This is a genomic window from Enterobacter oligotrophicus, from assembly GCF_009176645.1.
In the GTDB taxonomy this organism is placed as follows: domain Bacteria; phylum Pseudomonadota; class Gammaproteobacteria; order Enterobacterales; family Enterobacteriaceae; genus Enterobacter; species Enterobacter oligotrophicus.
Genome location: NZ_AP019007.1, coordinates 305,819 through 328,705, shown reverse-complemented (window position 1 = coordinate 328,705; position 22,887 = coordinate 305,819). Strand labels below are relative to the sequence as shown.

General features: G+C 56.0%; 17 protein-coding genes. 7 read left to right on the top strand and 10 right to left on the bottom strand.

Features of this window, described 5'->3' with window-relative positions:
- Window positions 1-55: 55 nt before the first annotated feature.
- The gene (fusA, locus tag EoCCA6_RS01575; protein WP_152081168.1) at window positions 56-2,158 is read left to right on the top strand and encodes an elongation factor G; all 2,103 of its coding nucleotides are present in this window, start codon (window positions 56-58) and stop codon (window positions 2,156-2,158) included.
- 89 nt (window positions 2,159-2,247) lie between these two features.
- Here the strand turns inward: fusA and EoCCA6_RS01570 are convergent, their stop codons facing one another.
- The 3 genes from EoCCA6_RS01570 to EoCCA6_RS01560 all read right to left on the bottom strand — a co-directional run bounded on the left by EoCCA6_RS01570 (window position 2,248) and on the right by EoCCA6_RS01560 (window position 3,761).
- Window positions 2,248-2,700 (bottom strand): DUF3828 domain-containing protein, encoded by a 453-nt coding sequence (locus tag EoCCA6_RS01570; protein ID WP_152081167.1) that lies wholly within the window; start codon window positions 2,698-2,700, stop codon window positions 2,248-2,250.
- Entirely contained in the window at window positions 2,700-3,062 is a 363-nt protein-coding gene (locus EoCCA6_RS01565) for a CHAP domain-containing protein (protein WP_152081166.1), read from the bottom strand. The genes EoCCA6_RS01570 and EoCCA6_RS01565 overlap by 1 nt, the downstream gene beginning before the upstream one ends.
- Window positions 3,063-3,188: 126 nt before the next feature.
- Entirely contained in the window at window positions 3,189-3,761 is a 573-nt protein-coding gene (locus tag EoCCA6_RS01560; protein ID WP_152081165.1) for a flavin reductase family protein, read from the bottom strand.
- Between the two features lie 136 nt (window positions 3,762-3,897).
- On the opposite strand from EoCCA6_RS01560, the gene EoCCA6_RS01555 reads away from it, so the two are divergent.
- From EoCCA6_RS01555 to nhoA, 4 genes are all read left to right on the top strand, one after another.
- Entirely contained in the window at window positions 3,898-4,590 is a 693-nt protein-coding gene (locus EoCCA6_RS01555) for an ABC transporter ATP-binding protein (RefSeq protein ID WP_152081164.1), read from the top strand.
- Window positions 4,587-5,555, top strand: a complete 969-nt coding sequence (locus EoCCA6_RS01550; RefSeq protein ID WP_152081163.1) for an ABC transporter substrate-binding protein — start codon at window positions 4,587-4,589, stop codon at window positions 5,553-5,555. Before EoCCA6_RS01555 ends, EoCCA6_RS01550 begins: the two co-directional genes overlap by 4 nt.
- Before the next feature lie 39 nt (window positions 5,556-5,594).
- Window positions 5,595-7,250 (top strand): ABC transporter permease, encoded by a 1,656-nt coding sequence (locus tag EoCCA6_RS01545; RefSeq protein WP_152081162.1) that lies wholly within the window; start codon window positions 5,595-5,597, stop codon window positions 7,248-7,250.
- Window positions 7,251-7,322: 72 nt separating this feature from the next.
- Window positions 7,323-8,168: an N-hydroxyarylamine O-acetyltransferase gene (nhoA, locus tag EoCCA6_RS01540; protein ID WP_152081161.1), complete on the top strand. Its 846-nt coding sequence runs from the start codon at window positions 7,323-7,325 to the stop codon at window positions 8,166-8,168.
- Window positions 8,169-8,245: 77 nt separating this feature from the next.
- Here the strand turns inward: nhoA and narI are convergent, their stop codons facing one another.
- From narI to EoCCA6_RS01510, 6 genes are all read right to left on the bottom strand, one after another.
- Complete coding sequence (gene narI, locus EoCCA6_RS01535) at window positions 8,246-8,926, bottom strand: respiratory nitrate reductase subunit gamma (RefSeq protein WP_152081160.1); 681 nt, start codon at window positions 8,924-8,926, stop codon at window positions 8,246-8,248.
- Complete coding sequence (gene narW / locus EoCCA6_RS01530; protein WP_152081159.1) at window positions 8,923-9,618, bottom strand: nitrate reductase molybdenum cofactor assembly chaperone; 696 nt, start codon at window positions 9,616-9,618, stop codon at window positions 8,923-8,925. Before narW ends, narI begins: the two co-directional genes overlap by 4 nt.
- Window positions 9,618-11,162 (bottom strand): nitrate reductase subunit beta, encoded by a 1,545-nt coding sequence (gene narH / locus EoCCA6_RS01525; RefSeq protein ID WP_152081158.1) that lies wholly within the window; start codon window positions 11,160-11,162, stop codon window positions 9,618-9,620. The genes narW and narH overlap by 1 nt, the downstream gene beginning before the upstream one ends.
- Window positions 11,159-14,899, bottom strand: coding sequence for a nitrate reductase subunit alpha (locus tag EoCCA6_RS01520; protein WP_152081157.1), 3,741 nt, complete (start codon window positions 14,897-14,899; stop codon window positions 11,159-11,161). Before EoCCA6_RS01520 ends, narH begins: the two co-directional genes overlap by 4 nt.
- Window positions 14,900-14,929: 30 nt before the next feature.
- Window positions 14,930-16,315: a NarK family nitrate/nitrite MFS transporter gene (locus EoCCA6_RS01515; protein ID WP_152081156.1), complete on the bottom strand. Its 1,386-nt coding sequence runs from the start codon at window positions 16,313-16,315 to the stop codon at window positions 14,930-14,932.
- 210 nt (window positions 16,316-16,525) lie between these two features.
- Complete coding sequence (locus EoCCA6_RS01510) at window positions 16,526-17,101, bottom strand: TetR family transcriptional regulator (protein WP_152081155.1); 576 nt, start codon at window positions 17,099-17,101, stop codon at window positions 16,526-16,528.
- Window positions 17,102-17,217: 116 nt separating this feature from the next.
- Between EoCCA6_RS01510 and EoCCA6_RS01505 the strand changes: the two genes are divergently transcribed.
- Window positions 17,218-18,705, top strand: a complete 1,488-nt coding sequence (locus EoCCA6_RS01505) for an MFS transporter (RefSeq protein ID WP_152081154.1) — start codon at window positions 17,218-17,220, stop codon at window positions 18,703-18,705.
- A gap of 30 nt (window positions 18,706-18,735) precedes the next feature.
- Here EoCCA6_RS01505 and yddG read toward each other — a convergent pair whose 3' ends face one another.
- The gene (yddG, locus tag EoCCA6_RS01500; protein WP_152081153.1) at window positions 18,736-19,614 is read right to left on the bottom strand and encodes an aromatic amino acid DMT transporter YddG; all 879 of its coding nucleotides are present in this window, start codon (window positions 19,612-19,614) and stop codon (window positions 18,736-18,738) included.
- A gap of 221 nt (window positions 19,615-19,835) precedes the next feature.
- Between yddG and fdnG the strand changes: the two genes are divergently transcribed.
- Complete coding sequence (gene fdnG / locus EoCCA6_RS01495) at window positions 19,836-22,883, top strand: formate dehydrogenase-N subunit alpha (protein WP_152081152.1); 3,048 nt, start codon at window positions 19,836-19,838, stop codon at window positions 22,881-22,883.
- Window positions 22,884-22,887: the final 4 nt, after the last annotated feature.

Genomic DNA, 22,887 nt, shown 5'->3' with positions numbered 1-22,887 from the left:
GAACACGCGACCATCCCGGTCGTCACACAGATGTCTTAATGACTAAGGATCTATTATGCCCCGACCCATCCCTCTCGAACGTTATCGCAACATCGGTATCTCCGCGCATATCGATGCCGGTAAAACAACCACCACTGAGCGCATCCTGTTTTACACCGGGATGAGCCACAAGCTGGGTGAAGTACACGATGGCGCGGCAACTACCGACTGGATGGCGCAGGAGCAGGAGCGTGGGATCACCATCACCTCTGCGGCTGTCAGCTGCTTCTGGCCAGGTATGGACAGAGGTTTTGAACCGCACCGGATCAACATTATCGACACGCCAGGGCACGTGGATTTCACCATTGAGGTGGAACGTTCCATGCGTGTGCTCGACGGTGCCGTGATGGTGTATGACTCCGTGGGTGGCGTGCAGCCGCAATCCGAAACCGTCTGGCGTCAGGCGAACAAATACCACGTTCCGCGGCTGGCGTTCGTGAATAAAATGGACCGTCCGGGAGCCGATTTTTACCGCGTGGTGCGGATGATGCAGGAGCGTCTGAAAGCCAATCCGGTGCCGATTGTGATCCCGGTGGGCGCAGAAGATCACTTCTCCGGCGTGGTGGATCTGATCAAGATGCGATCCATCGTGTGGGACGACGCGACGCAGGGCATGGTGTTTAGCTATGCTCCTGTGCCTGACGCGCTGCTCAGCACCGCCCAGGAATGGCGGGAAAAAATGGTCTCTGCCGCAGCAGAAGCCAGTGAGGCCCTGATGGATAAATATCTGGAGACGGGCGATCTCGACGAGGCTGAAATTATCCAGGGGCTGCGTATTCGGACCATTTCCGGTGAAATCCAGCCGATGCTGTGCGGCAGTGCCTTTAAAAACAAAGGGGTACAGCGGATGCTCGACGCGGTTGTTGAGCTGATGCCGTCGCCGCTGGATGTGCCTGCTATTGATGGTGTGGATGAAAAAGGGGAGCACGCAGAGCGTCACCCGTCTGATGACGAGCCGTTCTCGGCGCTGGCCTTCAAACTGATGAGCGATCCGTACGTCGGGCAGTTGACCTTTATCCGCGTCTACTCCGGCGTGCTGAGAAAAGGCGACGCGGTGTATAACCCGGTGAAAGGGAAGAAAGAGCGCATCGGACGCATTGTGCTTATGCATGCTAACGATCGTCATGAAGTGGATGAACTGCGAACGGGCGACATCGCGGCCTGCGTGGGGCTGAAAGATGTCACCACGGGGGATACCCTGACCGACCCGAATGCCGTGATCACCCTTGAACGGATGGAGTTCCCGGACCCGGTCATCTCCCTGGCGATCGAGCCAAAAACGAAGGCCGACCAGGAAAAAATGGGTATCGCGTTGCAGCGTCTGGCGGCGGAAGATCCGTCGTTCCGTCTCCATACTGACGAGGAATCCGGACAGACGATTATTTCCGGGATGGGGGAACTGCATCTGGAAATTATCGTCGACCGCATGAAGCGTGAGTTTGGCGTTGAGGCGAACATTGGTCGTCCACAGGTGACCTACCGTGAAACGCTGCGTAAAGCGGTGAAAGATATTGAAGGCAAATTTGTCCGCCAGTCCGGTGGTAAAGGGCAGTACGGTCATGTGGTACTGAGCCTTGAACCGACAGCACCCGGCAGTGGCTTTACGTTTGAAGATGCCACCAAAGGCGGCGTGGTACCGCGTGAGTATATTCCATCCGTAGAAAAAGGATTGCGCGAAGCCATGAATACCGGCGTGCTGGCGGGATATCCGGTTGTTGATGTGAAAGCTACCCTGACGTTTGGTTCGTATCACGACGTGGACTCCTCAGAGATGGCCTTCCGCATGGCGGCGATCCTCGGTTTTAAAGAGGGCGCGCGCAAAGCGGACCCGGTTATTCTTGAGCCGGTAATGCACGTTGAGGTCGAAACGCCGGAAGAGTACGCCGGGAATATTATGGGCGATCTCTCCTCCCGCCGCGGCATGGTGCAGGGGATGGCAGAGCAGTACGGCAGCCAGATTATTCGTGCGGACGTGCCGCTGGCGGAGATGTTTGGCTATGCCACCACGCTGCGCTCGATGTCGCAGGGGCGCGCGACGTATACGATGGAGTTCCATCATTTCGCGGAAGCACCGCGTAATGTTGCGGATGAGATTATTGCGCGGCGAGTGAAGAGTTAATTAATCACACATGGTAGTCGTTGGGCTACCATGTGCTTTTATTGCTACGACAGGGATTCGTAAAGGCCCCGTGACATATGGTCGCTCTGTTAATTTTTCATATTTCGTGAAAATTCAACGTTAGCGACTGATTGCACCTTCCAGTCTCCGTTCTCCTTGACCATACAATCAATGACAATATGATCCTGTTTTTTTCCGAATGCGATGTATACGTTCACGCACACTGGATCGGTGTCTACTGCGATCGCAGTGACATTCAAGAGCCAATCATCGCGAATATCCTGGGCCTTTAAAAACAAATCTGCATCGTAAAATACGTCACTTTCTTCTCCATATCCTGGTTCTTGCGTATGACGAAGTTTTTTCATTGTTGAGGCTGTGACGTATTTATCGATCTCCCGACCGGTAATGATCGGGTAAATATCTTTTGCTATCTGGCCAACATACCATTTATTGAATTCCTCGGCTTGTTTGGCCGGACTGGACTGACTGGCATTAACAATAGGTGACAGCATGCAGAGTAAAAGTAATATTTTTTTCATCATGGATGCCTGTAGAGTGTAATTTTTGGCTGAATTTTTCGGTATGTTGGACCGGGGTAAAGTGTCCTTTGTTTAAAATCAGAATACCAGTTACCGGAGCCGTCATAGATGCAGGTATGTCCATGCTGGTTATCACCGGGTAATGCATCTATAACTGCAACATCCCCTTCAATGGGTGTGCCGTAGGTTTTACTGAAACCCGCCTTTTCTAGAGAGCGCCAAAAATCTTTAGCGTCTGCACCTTCAATTTTCAATCCGCCAGCGCGTATCGCCGCGGCCACAGCGCGGGCACAATAACCCATACTTTCATGGTGAGCGTGACTACGGGCATATGAAACGGCTTCGCTTTTATTCCATGACATAAATATTTCCTTAAGGAGAAATTGCTGATGCAACAACTCCGAAAATATCCTCCGTTTTATACCGTCATGGTAAACATAAAATGCCATACAAAATCATGATAATTAAGCCAAATAGAATCAGTGAAATTAATCCAGCGCCTTCACTATCTTCCCACTCGTCACAAATGTCCCGGCCCCCAGATGATGCAGTGTATTCAGCTTATCGCCGTCAAACTGCCAGCGCCCTTCGACAAACGCGCGTTCATCGGCTGCCGCAGAAACCACTTCACCAAACAGCGTGTCATATTTCTCTGCCGCAGAGGTTACTGGCAGTAAACGGCACTCCATCCACGCCAGACATTTCTCTTCAATCACCGGCAAGCCGAGGACTGGACCATTCACTACTGGAATGCCGTAGCAGTTGAATTTGTCTTCATCGCGTCCGCTGATGCTGCCCACCGCCCAGGTCCAGTTGGCCGCTGCCACGCCGGGAATGACGATACCAAACTTCCCGCTGCGTTCGATCAGCTCACGCGTCCAGGTACTTTTATCCACCACGATCGCGATACGCGGCGGTTCAAATTCAACCGGCATTGACCAGGCTGCCGCCATCACATTACGGCGATCAATGGATTCATCGCGGCTGGTAATCAGAACAGTAGGGCCATGGTTCAACAAACGGCTGGCATGCTTTAACTCGACGGGGCGAAACGGATGCATAGACATTCCTCTTTGCAGGGTTTACGGCATTAAACGACTGAAGGGCGGGTGAAATCAAGACGCAACAGTAGCGTCATGTGTTCGTCATACAGTCTCCCTACAGTGGCGGACAGTAAATCCCAAAGAGGATAACAATATGCTGACCTCCATTACGCACAAAGGCGTCTCGTACGCGTTTGGGACGAATACCGTTTTGAATCAAATCGATCTGCACATTGATGCGGGCAGCGTGGTTGCGCTGCTGGGGCCATCAGGCTGCGGGAAAAGTACGCTGCTTCGGCTGCTGGCGGGGTTAACGCAGCCAGCCGCGGGAGAAATCCACTTTGGCGAACGTCAGGTCGCAAAAGCGGGCTGGTCGCTGCCGCCGGAAGCGCGGGATATCGGCATGGTCTTTCAGGACTATGCGCTGTGGCCGCATATGACGGTAGCACAGAATGTGGCCTTTCCCCTGAAGATGCGCAATATCCCTCGTCAGGAGCGCGATACCCGCGTTGCTCAGGCGCTTTCACGTGTCGGGTTAAGCGATTTTACTGACCGCAAACCTGCCGGGCTATCCGGCGGGCAGCAGCAGCGCGTGGCGCTGGCTCGGGCGATCGTCGCTGAACCTCGCGTGCTGCTTTTTGACGAGCCGCTCTCTAATCTCGACAGCGAACTGCGTGAATCACTGTGTCAGGAGATAACCACGCTGCTGCGTCAGCTCGGGACAACCGCTGTGTATGTTACCCACGACCGCCGGGAGGCTGAAATCCTGGCCGATCGCATCGTGCATTTGTCTGCAGGCAGCGTCGCTGCCGATCGTTTGATTTCATCCTCAGGGGAGTTTGCATGAAAGCCACCATGTCTGTGAAAAAAGGAGTTCTGCTCGCCATGGCGTTATCGTCTGTCATGATCACCAGTGCCCATGCGCTGACGGTGTACACCGCCGGGCCGGGATCGCTTGCCAAAAATCTGGCGACCGGCTTTGAAAAGAAAACCGGTGTGAAAGTTGATATCTTCCAGGCAACGACCGGGAAGGTGATGGCGCGCCTGGAGGCGGAACAAGCCAACCCGCAGGCGGATGTTCTGATCTCCGCCTCCTGGGACACGGCTGAAGATCTGCACGCACGCGGCTGGCTGCTGCCGTTCCAGAGTGCTAACGCTGAAAAAGTTCCTGCCGAACTGAAATCTGCGGATTATGTGGCGCAGGGCGTCTCGGCGTTGGGGATCGTCTGGAATACCAAAAGCGGTACGCCGGAGCCGAAAGAGTGGCAGGATCTGACGACCGATGCGTTTAAAGACAAAGTGACCACGCCGAACCCGTCGCTGTCGGGTGCGTCACTGGATTTGTTGATCGGTCTGCAAAACGGCATGGGTGACAACGCCTGGACGCTGTTTGATGCGCTGAAAAAGAACGGCATGGTGGTAAGCGGTCCGAACGCACAAGCGGTGACGCCAGTGATGCAGGGGGCAAAAGCAGCCGTGTTTGGCGCGGTGGATTATGTTTCTTATGGCAACATCAGCCAGGGCGAATCCCTGAAGGTGATCTTCCCGGCGAGCGGTACGGTAATTGCTCCGCGTCCGATGATGATCCTGAAAACAACCCGGCATCCGGATGATGCGAAGGCCTTTATCGATTATGTGCTTTCCCCGGAAGGTCAGGCGATGGTGGCGGACGCGTGGCTGATGCCAGCGCGTGGTGACGTCAAGGCGAAGCGTCCGCTGCTGAACGAGCTTAATATCCTGCCGACCAAAAGCGATGGCACTCACGCACGCAGCGATATTCTTAAGCGCTTCAACACGCTTTTCTCCCTGTAATTCACCCGGCGGGGGCAACCCCGTCTTCAGGATTGCCTTGTGAATCAACGAACGTTGTCGGTTATGACGCTGGCGCTGCTGATTATTCTGGTGGCGTTTCCGTTGTCCTTTATTGCTCTGCAGGCGGTATTTCCGCAGTTCAGCGCAGGCGAGTTGACGGGGGCATTTAGCGGTATTCAGGCGTTACTGGCTGAGCCACACTTGCCCGGTATGCTGGGAGGAACGCTTCAGGTCGGTATCGGTGTTGCGCTGGTCAGCGCCCTGATCGGTTTTCCTCTCGGCGTGGCGCGGGGTTTGCTGAACCTGCCGCTGCCACGCCTGTGGGATCTGCTGTTCCTGATCCCATTTTTAACGCCGCCCTACATTGCTGCGCTGTCGTGGATGCTGGTGCTGCAAACCAATGGTTACTTGCAGCAGTTAACGGGTATCAACCTGAATGATGTGTTGTTCAGCAAAACCGGCATTGTGCTGGTGATGGCGCTGAACATTTTTCCGGTGATCTATTTTGCTGTCTCGCGCAGTTTACTGGCGAGTGGACAACGCCTGGCGCTGGTTGCCCGTGTACACGGCGCGAGCGCGGGAAGGGCGTTCTGGCACATTACGCTGCCGATGCTATCGCCTTCGCTGGCGGCGGGGATGCTGCTGGCATTCACGCTGGCGATTGAGGAGTTCGGTGTGCCTGCCGCACTGGGAACGCGAGCAGGTGTATTGATGCTGACTACCGACATCGAAAAGAAGCTGGCAGACTGGCCGGTCGATCTGTCCGGGGCTTCAATGCTTTCTGTGGTACTGGTGATGATTGCGCTCAGCGCCTGGGGAGTACAGAAAAAACTGACCGGACATCATGATGTCACCAGCATTACCGGTAAACCGATGCAGAATACGGGGGCAGAGGCGGGCGTATTCACGCTGCCGATTGTGCTCCTGATGGCATCCGCAGGAATCATCGCGGTGATCCTGCCAGGGCTGTCGATGGCGTTGTCGGGTGTGTTAAGAACCCTGTCCGGCGGTGTGGCAATATCTAACGTGACGTTGTCACATTACGCTGCGTTGTTTAATCAACAGGGCGATGCATTGTCAGCGTTGGGCACCAGCTTATCACTGGCGCTGGCTACGGCGTGCATAACCGGCGTGTCAGGGTTATTGGTCTCATGGCTGACGGTAGTGCAAAAGATAAAAGGGCGCAGCATACTGGACGCGCTCTCGCTGATGCCAGCCGCACTACCGGGTATCGTAGTCGGTGTCGGGTTAATCCTGCTCTGGAACCGTCCTTTCTGGCCGCTCTCGCCCTACAATACCTGGGTTATTCTGTTACTTTCCTATTGCTGTCTTTTACTGCCGTGGCCGGTGCGTTACGTCGGCAGTGCGCTGCGTCAACTGGGGAGTAATCTGGAACCTGCCGCGCGCGTACACGGGGCATCCGCGTTCCAGGTGCTGCGGTTTATCGTGATGCCGCTGGTTTCCCCTGCGCTGCTGGCGGCGATGCTGATGGTGTTCGCGATTGCCTCGCGTGAGCTGGTGACATCTCTGTTACTGGCACCCGCGGGGACTCAGACGGTGTCGGTCTTTATCTGGCGTCAGTTCGAGCAAGGCTCTGTTGGACAAGGAATGGCGATGGCGACACTGACGCTCATCACCGGGCTGGTGTTAATGCTGAGCGCATTCGGTATCCTGCAGCGCAACGCCCGGCCTTAAAAAGCACTTTTGCGCATCTCAGTACGACAAAATAGTTTATAAACAAGGAATATCACTTCAAGGAAGCGAATCATGTCCCCATTTCTGAGTGCCTATTTTTCCCGTACGGGCTGGACACAGCCCGCATCGGTTGATATCGATACCCTGCGAGCGCTGCATCTACACCACAACTGTGCGATCCCCTTCGAGAATATCGACGTCGTTCTGCCGCGTGAGATCCACCTTGAAGATCAGTGTCTGGTCGACAAACTGGTGACGGCGCGCCGCGGCGGGTATTGTTTCGAGCAAAACGGCCTGTTTGAGCGGGTGCTGCGCGAGGTCGGCTTCACGGTACGCAGCGTGCTGGGTCGTGTGGTTCTGGCGAATCCGCCGCAAATGCCGCCGCGCACGCACCGGCTGCTGCTGGTTGAGCTTAACGGCGAGCGCTGGATTGCTGACGTTGGCTTTGGCGGGCAGACGCTGACGGCACCGATACGCTTAATCGCAAACGAAGAACAGGCCACGCCGCACGGACATTATCGCCTCCTGAGCGAGGGTAACGACTGGGTACTGCAGTTCCGCCACCATGAGCACTGGCAGTCGATGTATCATTTTGACCTGGCGACGCAGTATTTTACCGATTACGTGATGGGGAACTTCTGGTCGGCCCACTGGCCGCAGTCGCATTTTCGTCACCATTTGCTGATGTGTCGTCATCTGCCGGACGGTGGCAAGCTGACGCTGACCAACTTCAACTTTACCCACTGGCAGAATGGCCATGTGGAGGAGCAGATCCATCTGCCGGATGCAGAGGCGCTGTATCAGCTGATGCAGGAACGGTTTGGGCTGGGTGTGGACGATCCAAAACATGGCTTTACGCTGGCGGAACTGACGGCGGTAATGGCAGGGTTTGACACGCATCCGCAGGCGGGGAAATAGCCCGGTGGCGGCTGCGCCTTACCGGGCCTACAGGTGCTTGAGTAGGTCGGGTAAGGCGCAGCCGCCACCCGACAAAATCAACGGCGCGATCTCACCACCTGATACCGACGGGTAAAATACTCAAACGGCGCGCTCCAGACGTGCACCAGCCGCGTGAACGGGAAGATCAGGAAGATGGTCATCCCCAACACCAGATGTACGCGGAAGATTGGTGCGACGCCGCTCAACATTTCAGATGAACCGCCCTTGAACGTCACGATACCCTGCGCCCAACCGACCAGCTTCATCATCTCGCTTCCGTCCGGGTACTGTGCTGAGAAGGGGATCGTTGAAAGCCCCAGGATGCACTGGATCAGCAGGATACTCATAATAATGATATCCGGCGTGGTGGAGGTGGCGCGTACCCGCTGGTTAAACAGGCGACGGATCAGCAGCATGGAGCCACCGATCAGCGTCAGCACACCGCAAATCCCGCCCGCAATCATCGCCAGCTGCTGTTTGACGGCAACGGGCAAAAACCAGGCGTACATCCAGTGCGGGGTTAACATGCCGAACAGATGGCCGAAGAAGATCCCCAGAATGCCGATATGAAACAGGTTTGAAGCCCAGTTCATCCCGCGTTTGCTGAGCAACTGGCTGGATGAGGCGCGCCAGGTGTATTGCCCATAGTCATAGCGCAACCAGCTTCCGAGGAAAAAAACGGTCGCGCAGATATACGGGTAGATGTCATAGAAAAACACGTTGAGGTAGTGGATCATTTTGTGCCTCCCGCGCCGACGTCAACGTACTGCGGTGCGACGTCCTGGCTAAAGCGTCGTTGATATTGCTGCATCGGCGAGCTGTCGCACGATGTGGCGTTGTCTTCGATAAACTTCACCTGTTCCTCTTCCCACACGGCGTCCAGCGCCTGACGGGTGTCATCCCGTTTTTCACCAGACACCTGAGTTGCAACACTGTCGCTGGAAAGGCGGGTGCCCGCGAGCGTCAGCAGCGCATCGAATAGCTGGAAATGCGCCACGCCGCGCTGTTTTAACCGCCCACCAATCAGCGCCAGGATCGGCGCAACGTTTTGCAGACCGTCCCGCGCCTCATCATCGGTAACGATGCTGAGATACTCCAGATAGAGCGGCAGGTAGTCCGGCAGCTCGCGGCAGTCCAGCTGCAGCCCGGCTTTCTCGTACTGGCTCATCAGGTCGACCATTGCCTGACCGCGATCGCGTGACTCGGCATGAACGTGCTCGAACAGCAGTAGCGACGTCGCGCGGCCCCGTTCAAACACTTCACACCATTCGGCCTGCTTATCCAGCAGCGGAGCGCTCAGGTGCTGCTGCGCAAACGGCAGCAGCATGGGCGCGTCCTGTTCAATCAGGGAAAGGGCTTCATCGCGGCTTTCCCACAGCATTTCATCGGGGTACTCAATCAGCAGCGCGATGATTTTGAGGATCTGCATTATTCTCCCTCCCCGTGTTCGCGCACCTCGGTGATGTTAATGGCGTCGATGCGGCTGCTGTTGAAGAGGTTGAATTTGGTGTCGGAGCCGTGGCAGCCGTCGCCGAAGGTGAAGCCGCAACCGTTTTTCTCCGGGAAGGCGTCGCGGGCCATCTCGCGGTGGCTGGTCGGGATCACGAAGCGGTCTTCGTAGTTGGCGATCGCCAGATAGCGGTACATCTCCTCAACCTGTGCTTCCGTCAGGCCTACTTCTTCAATAGCGCGGGTGTCGGTTACGCCTTCTACGGTCTGGGAACGTTTGTAGTGGCGCATCGCCATCATACGTTTCAGGGCGCGCAGCACCGGGCCGGTATCGCCCGCGCTGAGCATGTTTGCCAGGTATTGCACCGGGATGCGCAGGCTCTCCACCGCAGGCAGCACGCCGTCGCTCTGCGGCAGGCCGCCCGCGTCCGCGTAGGACTGGATCGGTGACAGCGGTGGTACGTACCAGACCATCGGCAGGGTGCGGTATTCCGGGTGCAGCGGCAGGGCGAGCTTCCAGTCCATCGCCATTTTATAGACCGGCGAACGCTGGGCGGCGTCAATCACGTTCTGTGGAATCCCTTGTTTCACCGCTTCTTCAATCACAGCCGGATCGTGCGGGTTCAGGAATACGTCGCACTGGCGCTCATAGAGATCGGTTTCATGTTCGGTGCTGGCGGCCTCTTCGATGCGGTCCGCGTCGTAGAGCAGCACGCCGAGATAGCGGATGCGCCCGACGCAGGTTTCGGAGCAGACGGTTGGCTGACCCGACTCAATGCGCGGGTAGCAGAAGATGCATTTTTCCGACTTGCCGCTTTTCCAGTTGAAGTAGATTTTTTTGTACGGACAACCGCTGATGCACAGACGCCAGCCGCGGCATTTGTCCTGGTCGATGAGGACAATGCCATCCTCTTCACGTTTGTAGATTGCGCCGCTCGGGCAGGTTGCTACACAACTTGGGTTGAGGCAGTGCTCGCACAGGCGCGGGAGGTACATCATGAAGGTGTTTTCAAACTGACCGTACATCTCTTTCTGGATCTTCTGGAAGTTACGGTCGCGGGCGCGTTTTTCGAACTCGCCGCCCAGCAGTTCTTCCCAGTTCGGTCCCCAGACGATTTTATCCATGCGTTTGCCGTCGATCAGTGAGCGAGGGCGTGCGGTAGGGAGATGATCGCCCTCTGGCGCGCGGTGCAGATCCTGATAATCGAAGGTGAACGGCTCATAATAATCGTCAATCTGCGGCATGACGGGATTGGAGAATATTTTCGACAATACGCCCATTTTACCGCCGAGGCGCGGCGTGAGTTTACCGTGAATACCTCTGATCCAGCCGCCTTGCCACTCGTCCTGGTCTTCCCAGTTTTTCGGGTAACCAATGCCCGGTTTGGTCTCAACGTTGTTGAACCACGCATATTCCATGCCTTCACGCCCGGTCCAGACGTTCTTACAGGTGACCGAGCAGGTGTGGCAGCCTATGCATTTATCGAGATTCAGTACCATGCCAACCTGTGAGCGTATTTTCATTTTTTCGCCTCCTGTACCTGATCCCGACCTTCGCCGTCCAGCCAGTTAATGTTTTTCATTTTGCGGATCATGATGAACTCGTCGCGGTTAGAGCCGACGGTACCGTAATAGTTGAAGCTGTAGGCCAGTTGCGCGTAGCCGCCGATCATGTGCGTCGGTTTCGGGCAGACGCGGGTGACGGAGTTGTGAATACCACCGCGTCGCCCGGTCACTTCGGAACCCGGAATATTCAGAATGCGCTCCTGGGCGTGATACATCATGGTCATGCCCGGTGGCACACGCTGGCTGACCACCGCGCGGGCGGTAAGCGCACCGTTGGCGTTAAAGGCTTCGATCCAGTCGTTATCCTCAATGCCCAGCTCACGCGCATCGGTTTCGCTGATCCAGACAATCGGCCCACCGCGCGACAGCGTCTGCATCAGCAGGTTTTCGCTGTAGGTGGAGTGAATGCCCCATTTCTGGTGCGGCGTCAGGAAGTTGAGCGCTTTTTCCGGGAAGCCGTTCGGCGGGATCTCGCGCATGTGGGTCACACTGCGGGTATCAATCGGCGGACGATAGGCCACCAGGCTCTCCCCGAAGGCACGCATCCACGGGTGATCCTGATATAACTGCTGGCGACCAGAAATCGTGCGCCACGGGATCAGCTCGTGAACGTTGGTGTATCCGGCGTTATACGAGACGTGCTCGCTCTCAAGACCGGACCACGTCGGGCTGGAGATGATTTTGCGCGGCTGCGCCTGGATATCGCGGAAGCGGATCTTCTCATCTTCTTTGTTCAGTGCCAGATGGGTGTGATCGCGTCCGGTCAGTTCACCGAGCGCTTCCCAGGCTTTTACCGCCACCTGTCCGTTGGTTTCGGGGGCCAGCGCGAGGATCACCTCGGAGGCGTCAATCGCCGTTTCAATACGTGGGCGGCCTTTCGCCGGGCCGTCGAGCTTGACGTAGTTCAGCTTGCCAAGGAAATCGACTTCATTCTGCGTGTTCCAGGAAATGCCTTTTCCGCCGTTGCCGAGCTTGTCCAGCAGCGGGCCGAGGGAGGTAAAACGCTCATAGGTTTCCGGATAATTACGTTCGACCACCGCAATGTTGGGTGCCGTTTTGCCGGGGATCAGATCGCATTCACCTTTGCGCCAGTCCTGAATATCAAACGGCTGCGACAGTTCGCCGGGAGAGTCATGCTGGAGCGGTTGCAGCACCACGTCGGTTTCGGTCCCCAGATGGCCGACGCACACCTCGGAGAAGACTTTGGCAATACCTTTGTAGATCTCCCAGTCGCTGCGGGATTCCCACGCCGGGTCGACGGCGGCGGAGAGCGGGTGAATAAACGGATGCATATCCGAGGTATTCATGTCGTCTTTTTCATACCAGGTGGCGGTTGGCAGCACGATATCGGAGAACAGGCAGGTGCTGGACATACGGAAATCGAGCGTTACCAGCAGGTCGAGCTTGCCTTCAATGGCTTTGGTCTGCCACTCCACCTCTTCAGGCTTGACGTCATCGGTCGAGCCTAAGTCCTCACCCTGAATGCCGCTCTCGGTACCGAGCAGGTATTTCAGCATGTACTCATGGCCTTTGCCGGACGAGCCGAGCAGATTAGAGCGCCAGACGAACAGGTTGCGCGGGTGATTCTTGCCGTTGTCCGGCTGTTCGCAGGCGAAGCGAACGTCGCCCGATTTCAGCCCCTGAACGGTATACTCCTGCGGCGTCATGCCTGCGGCTTCCGCGCGGGCTTTAATGTGCAGCGGATTGAGGTTGAGCTGTGGGGCAGAGGGCAGCCAGCCCATGCGTTCGGCACGCACGTTGAAGTCGATCAGGTGCCCGGTGAATTTCGAGGCATCCGCCAGCGGAGAGAGAAGTTCCTGTGCGGTCAGCTTCTCATAGCGCCACTGGCTGGCGTGGTTGTAGAAATACGAGGTGCTGTTCATCTGGCGCGGAGGGCGGTTCCAGTCCAGCGCGAAGGCCAGCGGCAGCCAGCCGGTTTGCGGGCGCAGCTTCTCCTGGCCGACATAGTGCGACCAGCCGCCGCCGCTCTGTCCGACGCAGCCGCAGAAGACCAGCATGTTGATCATCCCACGGTAATTCATGTCCATGTGATACCAGTGGTTCACACCAGCACCGAGGATGATCATCGACCGGCCATGCGTTTTGTGCGCCGTGTCGGCAAACTCACGGGCAATTTTTTCAATCAGGTACGCGGGTACGCCGGTGATCTGCTCACCCCAGGCGGGAGTGTAGGCTTTGATTTCGGCGTAACTGTGTGCCGCGTTGCTGTCTTCCAGACCGCGATCGAGGCCGTAGTTTGCCAGCACCAGATCGTACACGCTGACCACGCGTTTCTGGCTGCCATCGGCCAGCGTCAGGGTTTTGCCCGGCACGCGGCGCGTTAGCACCGGCTCCTGTTTCACGCTGCGGAAGTGGGGGTTTTCGTTGCCGCCGAAGTAAGGGAAGGCGACCTCCGCCACGCTGTCGTGGATGTTCAGCAGAGAAAGCGTCAGCTCGGTTTCCTGGCCTGCGGCAAGCGATTCCAGGTTCCATTTGCCTTTTTCGCCCCAGCGGAAGCCAATGGAGCCGTTCGGCACCACCAGATTACCGGCCACGTCGAAGGCGATGGTTTTCCACTCCGGATTATTGGCTTCACCGAGACCATCGGCGAGATCGGACGCGCGCAGCATCCGTCCTGGCACTACGCGACCGTCAGCCTGTTCATCCAGCAGCACCAGCATCGGCATGTCGGTGTAGCGGCGACAGTAGTTGAGGAAGTAGTCGCTTGGGTTATCCAGGTGGAACTCTTTCAGGATCACATGGCCCATGGCCATCGCAAGCGCGCTGTCCGTCCCTTGTTTAGGTGCCAGCCACTGGTCGCTCAGCTTGGCGACCTCAGAAAAGTCAGGTGTGATAGCAACGGTTTTGGTGCCCTTATAACGGACTTCAGTAAAGAAGTGGGCATCTGGCGTGCGCGTCTGCGGGACGTTCGAGCCCCAGGCGATAATATAACTGGAGTTGTACCAGTCAGCAGATTCCGGCACGTCGGTCTGCTCGCCCCAGGTCATCGGTGACGCAGGCGGTAAATCACAATACCAGTCGTAAAAACTCAGGCAGGTGCCGCCGAGCAGGGAGAGATAACGCGTACCGGCGGCGTAAGAGACCATCGACATTGCCGGAATCGGCGAAAAACCGGCCACGCGATCCGGGCCAAAGTTTTTAATCGTCCAGACGTTCGCGGCGGCAATTAACTGGTTCAGCTCTTTCCAGCTCGAGCGGATGAACCCGCCGCGTCCGCGTGCCTGTTTGTAGCTTTGTGCTTTTTGCGGATCGTTCTGGATGGCATCCCAGGCCAGCACCGGATCGGTGTGCTGCGCCAGCGCGTCGCGCCAGAGTTCTATCAGCTTGCGGCGCACCAGCGGATACTTCAGGCGGTTAGCGCTGTAGAGATACCAGGAATAGCTGGCACCACGCGGGCAACCGCGCGGTTCGTGGTTGGGCAGGTCGGGGCGGGTGCGCGGATAGTCGGTTTGCTGAGTTTCCCAGGTGACCAGACCGTTTTTAACGTAAATTTTCCAGCTACAGGAGCCGGTACAGTTTACGCCGTGGGTGGAGCGCACAATTTTGTCGAACTGCCAGCGCTGACGGTAGCTGTCCTCCCAGTCACGGTTGGTGGCATACACCTGCCCGTGTCCATTGGCGAAGCTGTCGCCTTTTGTTTTGAAGTAACGGAAGCGGTCCAACAGTTTGCTCATGACATTTCTCCTGCTTCGGACGTTTAGTTATTATTTTTTTGCGGATTTGCGGCCATATACCAGCCAGGTAACGAACACACAGACGATGTAAAACACGAGGAACACTTTCATGGCACCCACCGGAGAACCGGTCATTGCCAGCGAGGTGCCAAAGGCTTTCGGAATGAAGAACCCGCCGACGGCTCCAATGGCGGAGATAAAGCCCAGCGCGGCGGCAGTTTCGGTCACCGCTTCATGCTGCGCCTGCTCGTCAGTGCCTCCCTGCTGCTTTACGCGGGCGAGGGTGATCTGGCGAAAGATGATCGCAATCATCTGGAAAGTGGAGCCGCTGCCGAGCCCTGCGGTGAGGAACAGGCCCATAAAGACAAGATAGAAGGCGATAAAGCTGCCTGAGCCAGAGCCGGGCAGCGTCAGGAAGATCAGGGCGCTGAACACGGCCATAAAGATAAAGTTGATCAGCGTGACGCGCACACCGCCAAGCCTGTCTGAGATCATCCCGCCCGCCGAGCGCGCCAGCGCACCTATCAGGGGGCCAAAAAAGGCAAGATGGAGAATATTGACGTCAGGAAACTGGGTTTTCGACAGCATGGCGAAACCGGCCGAGAAACCAATAAACGAGCCGAATGTCGCCAGGTAGAGCAGGCTCAGCAGCCAGAGATGAAAGCGCTTCAGAACGGGAAGCTGGCTGGCAATCGAGGCCTTAGAGCTGGCGATATCATTCATCCCAAAGAACGCCGCGATGGTAGCCAGCAGCAGAAGGGGAGCCCATATCCAGGCGGCATTCGCCAGCCATAACGTTGAGCCGTCATCCTGCGGCACACCGTGCACGCCGAGGAAGGTGAACATCGGCAGGAAAATGACCAGCGGCGCAACGAGCTGCATCACGCTGACACCCAGGTTCCCCAGCCCGCCGTTAATGCCCAGCGCACTGCCTTGTCTGGATTTTGGAAAGAAAAAGCTGATGTTGCCCATGCTGGAGGCAAAGTTGGCACCTGCAAATCCACACAGCAGCGCAATGATGATAAACACCCAGTATGGCGTGGCCGTGTTCTGAATGGCGATCCCCAGCCAGATGCAGGGAATAATCAGGATCACCGTACTTAATACAGTCCAGTAACGACCGCCAAATATTGGCACCATAAAAGAGTAGGGGACACGTAATATTGCGCCGGAAAGAGAAGGGAGTGCCGTTAACATGAAAAGCTGGTCGGTAGTAAAATTAAATCCAACTTTATTGAGATTGACCGCAATGGCACTAAATAACATCCAGACGCAAAACGCGAGCAGCAGACAAGCAACCGAAATCAAAAGATTTCTTCGTGCAATATGTTTCCCTTTATTTTCCCAAAACTGTTCGTTTTCTGGTTTCCAGTTACTCAACAGATAATGATTATTCTTCTCACTTTGATGTGACATATCGCCCTCTTGCTTATCCAGTTTAAGGAAAAAAAGAAGTTAAAACAGACAGATGCCTGTAAGCGTGTCGCGTAATTTATTGGATGTTTTAGGATGCTTCTGAAAGGATAGATAAAAAAGCGAACCCCTGAGTTTAGAAAGGGAATGAGGGCTCGCTTTATGTGTTACTAATTGTAACTTTTGACGGATTTAATTACTCACAAGGGAGTATTAATACAATTCCAGAGAGATTAATTTGTCGAGATGTTTATTAAACGCAGCGTCATCCATCTCTGGCATATTTAATATGTAAATACCATCGAGCCCGCATACCAGGCCAATCAGCCGCCAGGCAATATTTTCTGCCCGATCGCTGAGGGTAAATGCACCGGCTGCTGTACCAGCGTTAATAATCGCCACCGTCTCCTGATGCCACATTTCCATCGTCAGCACATAGGCCCCCTTAATTTCAGGGTCACGGCTCGCCAGGATTTGCGCTTCCCGCCAGAGGCGGATGTAGGGCTCGAACCCACCGTCATCGCTGCCGAGCATGGCGTGCAGACGTTCACGCCAGCTGGCGTTTTCGCCAGCGACTTCGGCATCAAGCAGCTCGCGGATCAGCCGAACAAAGGCCAATGACTTTAGCTCGCCGCCTGAAGCAAAGTGGTGATGAACCTGCCCGGCCGCCACACCGGCTTCCGCGGCAATACGGCGCACTGTCATCGCCGCCAGCCCTTCCGCCAGCGCTACGCGCATGGCTGCCTGTAAGATCGCTTCCCGACGCTCGTCCTTGCTCAAATAAGGCATTTTTGCTCACTCTTAATGGTCATGAAACGAGTGTAACAAAGCGCTGGACAAGTGTTCAACTTTACGTAGGATCGCATTCTGGACATGTGTCCAGGTTTAGAGTGAAAAGGATATTTATGTTTCGTCAGTGGTTAGCGTTAGTGATTATCGTGCTGGTCTATATTCCGGTGGCGATTGACGCGACGGTGCTGCACGTGGCAGCGCCGACATTGAGCATGACGCTGGGAGCCAGCGGCAATGAATTGCTGTGGATTATAGATATTTACTCGCTGGTGATGGCGGGAATGGTGCTGCCGATGGGCGCACTGGGGGATCGTATTGGCTTTAAACGGCTGCTGATGATCGGCAGTGCTTTATTTGGTCTGTCGTCGCTGGCGGCTGCCCTTGCGCCCTCTGCAGGCTGGCTGATTGCCGCGCGCGCGTCGCTGGCGATTGGGGCGGCGATGATCATTCCTGCCACGCTTGCGGGAATTCGCACGCTGTTTGTTGACGTGCGGGATCGGAATATTGCGCTGGGTGTCTGGGCCGCAGTGGGCTCGGGTGGCGCGGCGTTTGGCCCGCTGATTGGCGGTATGCTACTTGAACATTTCTACTGGGGATCGGTATTTTTGATCAACGTGCCGATCGTGGTGATGGTGGTCTCGCTCGCCGCGCGTTTCGTGCCAGCTCAGCAGGGACGCCCTGAACAGCCGCTCAATATCAGCCATGCGATAATGTTAATTGTCGCGATTTTACTGCTGGTCTACAGCGCGAAAACGGCGCTGAAAGGCGTACTTTCTCCGTGGCTGGTGGCCTCTGCGTTGCTCGCGGGTGCGGTATTGCTGTTTATCTTTGTGCGTATACAGTTGCGCGCGCGCGTACCGATGATCGATATGCGTCTTTTCTGTCACCGCATTATCTTAAGCGGCGTCGTGATGGCTATGACCGCCATGATTGCGCTGGTCGGTTTTGAACTGCTGATGGCGCAGGAGTTGCAGTTTGTTCACGGTTTCACACCGTTTGATGCGGGAATGTTTATGCTGCCGCTGATGGTGGCGAGTGGGTTCAGTGGCCCGATTGCGGGCGTACTGGTCGGAAAACTGGGGTTGCGCATTGTCGCAGCCGGAGGCATGAGCCTGAGCGCGGTCAGTTTTCTCGGCCTGTCGATGCTCGATTTCAGCACTCAACAGTGGCAGGCGTGGTGCCTGATGGTGCTGCTTGGCTTCAGTGCCGCCAGCGCGCTGCTGGCCTCGACCTCCGCCATTATGGCCGCCGCGCCGAAAGAGAAAGCTGCCGCCGCAGGGGCGATTGAAACTATGTCCTATGAACTGGGTGCCGGACTGGGGATCGCGATTTTCGGCCTGCTGCTAACCCGCAGTTTTTCGGCATCGATCGTGCTGCCGCAGGGGTTAAACGCTTCATTGGTTGATAAAGCCTCGTCGTCCATTGGTGAAGCGGTGAAGGTGGCGCAGGATCTGACGCCGACACTGTCGGAGTCGGTGATCGTGGCGGCGAAAAACGCGTTTATTACCTCGCACAGCGTGGCGCTGGCATGCGCGGGGGGAATGTTGTTGATTCTTGCGGTCGGGATTTGGTTTAGCCTGGCGAAGGTGCCGAAGCAGTAAAGCCAGCCAATAATGCTGGCTTATGCAGGCCTATTTTCGGGTGGCGTACCAGCAGAGCAGCGAGCCGGCACACACCATCAATGCTCCTTGCCAGAAGGAGAATGAGAGCGGGGAGCTAAGAAGGGCAGCTGCCAGTACTGCAGACAATACCGGCGTGAAATAGGACACGGCGGCAAGCACGGTGACGTTACCGTGAAGGATACCGATATTCCACGAAGCATAGCCAAAGCCAAGCGCCACGCCACACATGAAGAGTTTCACCACGACAGGAATGCTGAACACCATGTCTGGCTGGTCGCTCACGGCGTATTTCACCCACAGGCTGAGTGCAGTGAGTAAAACAAAAAGGGTAATGCCATTCTGCCCTTTGGCAAATTTACTGGTCACGGTGCAGTAAGCCGCCCAGATAAAAGCACCGGCAAAAGCCAGCGCATAGCTGAGCGGGCTTGAAACCACATTGCGGATTATTTCATCAACGTGCAATCCGTTCTCACCGCCTAATACCCAGCACACGCCCAACAGTGAAATGGCTAATCCGGGGATCACCCACAGGTTTGATTTTTGTCCATTGAACAGAATCGCAAAGACAATCGTCAGGCTAGGCCAAAGGTAATTAACCATCCCGACCTCAATAGCCTGAGCGCGCGTTGCGGCATAGCCCAGCGACAGCGCCAGGCATATTTCATAGCTGACAAACAGCACGCTTCCCGCAATAAGATAACGGGGGGAGAAGCGTCGAACATCAGGAAAGCCAACCGTCACCAGACACAATAACCCGCTGACGGTGTAGATCATGGCCGCACCGCCAACCGGACCCAGCCCCTCACTCACGCTGCGAATAAGTCCAACCATCGTGCTCCACAAAAGAATTGCCGCCAGTCCAGTGAGCGTTGCTTTCTTTCTGTCCATTACCTTGCCATCGTTTTAAAAATCAAAGGAAAAACTTATAGCACTAATCCGCGCCTTCTCGCGAATAATTCTGTTAAGTCTTTAACCCGTAAGGAGTATTCAAACCCGCCAGCGCTGACTATTAAGGGGGCGAAGGCTGGTGTCCTTGATTTGACGCAAAAAAATCAGGGGCTTTACTGTTAGTTTGCGGCGCGAAGTCTTATCAGATAACGAGGACAGCAATGGACGTCAGCCGCAGACAATTTTTCAAAATCTGCGCGGGCGGTATGGCCGGAACAACAGCCGCGATGCTGGGATTTGCTCCCAAAATGGCGCTGGCTCAGGCACGCAACTATAAACTGCTGCGTGCCAAAGAGATCCGTAACACCTGCACATACTGCTCCGTGGGTTGTGGGCTATTGATGTATAGCCTGGGTGATGGCGCGAAGAACGCCAGAGAAGCGATTTATCATATTGAAGGAGACCCGGATCATCCGGTGAGCCGTGGGGCACTGTGCCCGAAAGGGGCGGGACTGCTGGACTATGTTCACAGCGAAAACCGCCTGCGCTACCCGGAATACCGCGCACCGGGTTCCGACAAATGGCAGCGCATCTCCTGGGACGAGGCTTTCTCTCGCATTGCGAAACTGATGAAAGCCGACCGAGACGCCAACTTTATTGAAAAGAACGAGCAGGGCGTAACGGTCAACCGCTGGCTCTCCACCGGGATGCTGTGCGCCTCGGCGGCAAGTAATGAAACCGGCATGCTGACGCAAAAATTTGTGCGTTCCCTCGGCATGCTGGCGGTAGACAACCAGGCGCGCGTCTGACACGGACCAACGGTAGCAAGTCTTGCTCCAACATTTGGTCGCGGTGCGATGACCAACCACTGGGTTGATATCAAAAACGCTAACGTCGTGGTGGTGATGGGCGGTAACGCCGCTGAAGCCCATCCGGTGGGGTTCCGCTGGGCGATGGAAGCGAAAAACAACAACGATGCGACGCTTATCGTCGTCGATCCGCGCTTTACGCGTACGGCATCGGTTGCCGATATCTATGCGCCGATTCGTTCCGGTACGGACATTACGTTCTTGTCTGGCGTGCTGTTGTACCTGATCGAAAACAACAAAATTAACGCGGAATACGTTAAGCACTACACCAACGCGAATCTGCTGGTGCGGGATGATTTTGCCTTCGATGACGGGCTGTTTAGCGGCTATGACGCCGAAAAACGCCAGTACGATAAGTCCTCCTGGAACTATCAGTTCGATGAAAACGGCTATGCGATGCGTGATGAAACGCTAACGCACCCACGTTGTGTGTGGAATCTGCTGAAACAGCACGTTTCCCGCTATACGCCGGACGTGGTGGAAAACATCTGCGGTACGCCAAAAGCGGACTTCCTGAAGGTGTGTGAAGTGCTGGCCTCGACCAGTGCAGCAAACCGAACCACCACCTTCCTGTATGCGCTCGGCTGGACGCAGCACACCGTGGGCGCGCAGAACATCCGTACCATGGCGATGATCCAGTTGCTGCTCGGCAACATGGGGATGGCCGGTGGCGGCGTGAATGCGCTGCGTGGTCACTCCAACATTCAGGGCTTAACTGACCTCGGTCTGCTGTCGACCAGCCTGCCGGGTTACCTGACGCTGCCATCGGAAAAACAGACTGATTTCCAGACCTGGCTCACGGCGAATACGCCGAAAGCCACGCTGCCGGATCAGGTGAACTACTGGAGCAATTATCCGAAGTTCGCCGTCAGCCTGATGAAATCCTTCTACGGTGATGCGGCGCAGAAAGAGAACGACTGGGGCTTTGAGTGGCTGCCGAAGTGGGACCAGGCCTACGACGTCATCAAATATTTCAACATGATGGATAAGGGTAACGTCACCGGTTATATCTGCCAGGGCTTTAACCCGGTCGCGTCGTTCCCGGATAAAAACAAGGTTGTTCGCAGCCTGAGCAAGCTGAAATACATGGTCGTCATCGACCCGCTGGTGACGGAAACCTCCACTTTCTGGCAGAACCACGGTGAATCGAACGATGTCGATCCGGCGTCGATTCAGACCGAAGTGTTCCGCCTGCCATCCACCTGCTTTGCGGAAGAAGACGGTTCGATTGCCAACTCTGGTCGCTGGCTGCAGTGGCACTGGAAAGGGCAGGACGCACCGGGTGAAGCGCGCAACGACGGGGAGATCCTGGCCGGGATTTACCATCGCCTGCGCGAGATGTACCGCACTGAAGGCGGTAAAGGCGCTGAGCCGCTGCTGAAGATGAGCTGGAGCTACAAACAGCCGGATCATCCTGAGTCAGAAGAAGTGGCGAAAGAGAATAACGGCGTGGCGCTGGCCGATCTCTATGACGCGAATGGTAACCTCGTGGCGAAAAAAGGCCAGTTGCTGACCAGCTTTGCGCTGCTGCGTGATGACGGTACTACGGCGTCTTCCTGCTGGATCTACACCGGTAGCTGGACAGAGCAGGGTAACCAGATGGCTAACCGCGATAACGCTGATCCGTCAGGACTTGGCAATACGCTGGGTTGGGCATGGGCATGGCCGCTGAACCGTCGCGTGCTCTACAACCGCGCGTCGGCAGATATCAACGGTAAGCCGTGGGACCCGAAACGGATGCTGATCCAGTGGAATGGCTCGAAGTGGACGGGTAACGATATCCCGGACTTCAATACCGCACCGCCGGGAAGTAACACCGGGCCGTTTATCATGCAGCCGGAAGGTCTGGGGCGTCTGTTCGCGCTCGACAAGCTGGCAGAGGGGCCATTCCCGGAACACTACGAGCCGATGGAAACGCCGCTCGGCACCAACCCGCTGCACCCGAACGTGGTCTCCAGCCCGGTTGTGCGTATTTACGAGGACGACGTGCTGCGTTTAGGCAAAAAGGACAAGTTCCCATATGTCGGAACGACCTACCGCCTGACCGAGCATTTCCACACCTGGACCAAGCACGCGCGGCTGAATGCCATCGCGCAGCCGGAACAGTTTGTGGAGATAAGCGAAACGCTGGCGAAAGCGAAAGGCATTGCCAACGGCGATCGCGTGAAGGTAAGCAGCAAGCGTGGTTTTATTCGCGCTGTCGCGGTGGTCACCCGTCGTCTGCAGTCGTTGAACGTGCATGGTCAGCAGGTGGAAACCGTCGGTATTCCGCTGCACTGGGGCTTTGAAGGCGTGGCGCAGAAAGGCTACATCGCCAATACCCTGACGCCAAACGTCGGCGATTCCAACTCGCAAACGCCGGAATACAAAGCGTTTCTGGTCAACATCGAGAAAGCGTAAGGAG

What these genes read in the sequence shown, in the direction of transcription:
- fusA (WP_152081168.1), top strand. Translation starts at nt 56, where the DNA reads ATGCCCCGACCCATCCCTCTCGAACGTTATCGCAACATCGGTATCTCC.
- EoCCA6_RS01570 (WP_152081167.1), bottom strand. Translation starts at nt 2,700, where the DNA reads ATGAAAAAAATATTACTTTTACTCTGCATGCTGTCACCTATTGTTAAT.
- EoCCA6_RS01565 (WP_152081166.1), bottom strand. Translation starts at nt 3,062, where the DNA reads ATGTCATGGAATAAAAGCGAAGCCGTTTCATATGCCCGTAGTCACGCT.
- EoCCA6_RS01560 (WP_152081165.1), bottom strand. Translation starts at nt 3,761, where the DNA reads ATGCATCCGTTTCGCCCCGTCGAGTTAAAGCATGCCAGCCGTTTGTTG.
- EoCCA6_RS01555 (WP_152081164.1), top strand. Translation starts at nt 3,898, where the DNA reads ATGCTGACCTCCATTACGCACAAAGGCGTCTCGTACGCGTTTGGGACG.
- EoCCA6_RS01550 (WP_152081163.1), top strand. Translation starts at nt 4,587, where the DNA reads ATGAAAGCCACCATGTCTGTGAAAAAAGGAGTTCTGCTCGCCATGGCG.
- nhoA (WP_152081161.1), top strand. Translation starts at nt 7,323, where the DNA reads ATGTCCCCATTTCTGAGTGCCTATTTTTCCCGTACGGGCTGGACACAG.
- narI (WP_152081160.1), bottom strand. Translation starts at nt 8,926, where the DNA reads ATGATCCACTACCTCAACGTGTTTTTCTATGACATCTACCCGTATATC.
- narW (WP_152081159.1), bottom strand. Translation starts at nt 9,618, where the DNA reads ATGCAGATCCTCAAAATCATCGCGCTGCTGATTGAGTACCCCGATGAA.
- narH (WP_152081158.1), bottom strand. Translation starts at nt 11,162, where the DNA reads ATGAAAATACGCTCACAGGTTGGCATGGTACTGAATCTCGATAAATGC.
- EoCCA6_RS01520 (WP_152081157.1), bottom strand. Translation starts at nt 14,899, where the DNA reads ATGAGCAAACTGTTGGACCGCTTCCGTTACTTCAAAACAAAAGGCGAC.
- EoCCA6_RS01515 (WP_152081156.1), bottom strand. Translation starts at nt 16,315, where the DNA reads ATGTCACATCAAAGTGAGAAGAATAATCATTATCTGTTGAGTAACTGG.
- EoCCA6_RS01510 (WP_152081155.1), bottom strand. Translation starts at nt 17,101, where the DNA reads ATGCCTTATTTGAGCAAGGACGAGCGTCGGGAAGCGATCTTACAGGCA.
- EoCCA6_RS01505 (WP_152081154.1), top strand. Translation starts at nt 17,218, where the DNA reads ATGTTTCGTCAGTGGTTAGCGTTAGTGATTATCGTGCTGGTCTATATT.
- yddG (WP_152081153.1), bottom strand. Translation starts at nt 19,614, where the DNA reads ATGGACAGAAAGAAAGCAACGCTCACTGGACTGGCGGCAATTCTTTTG.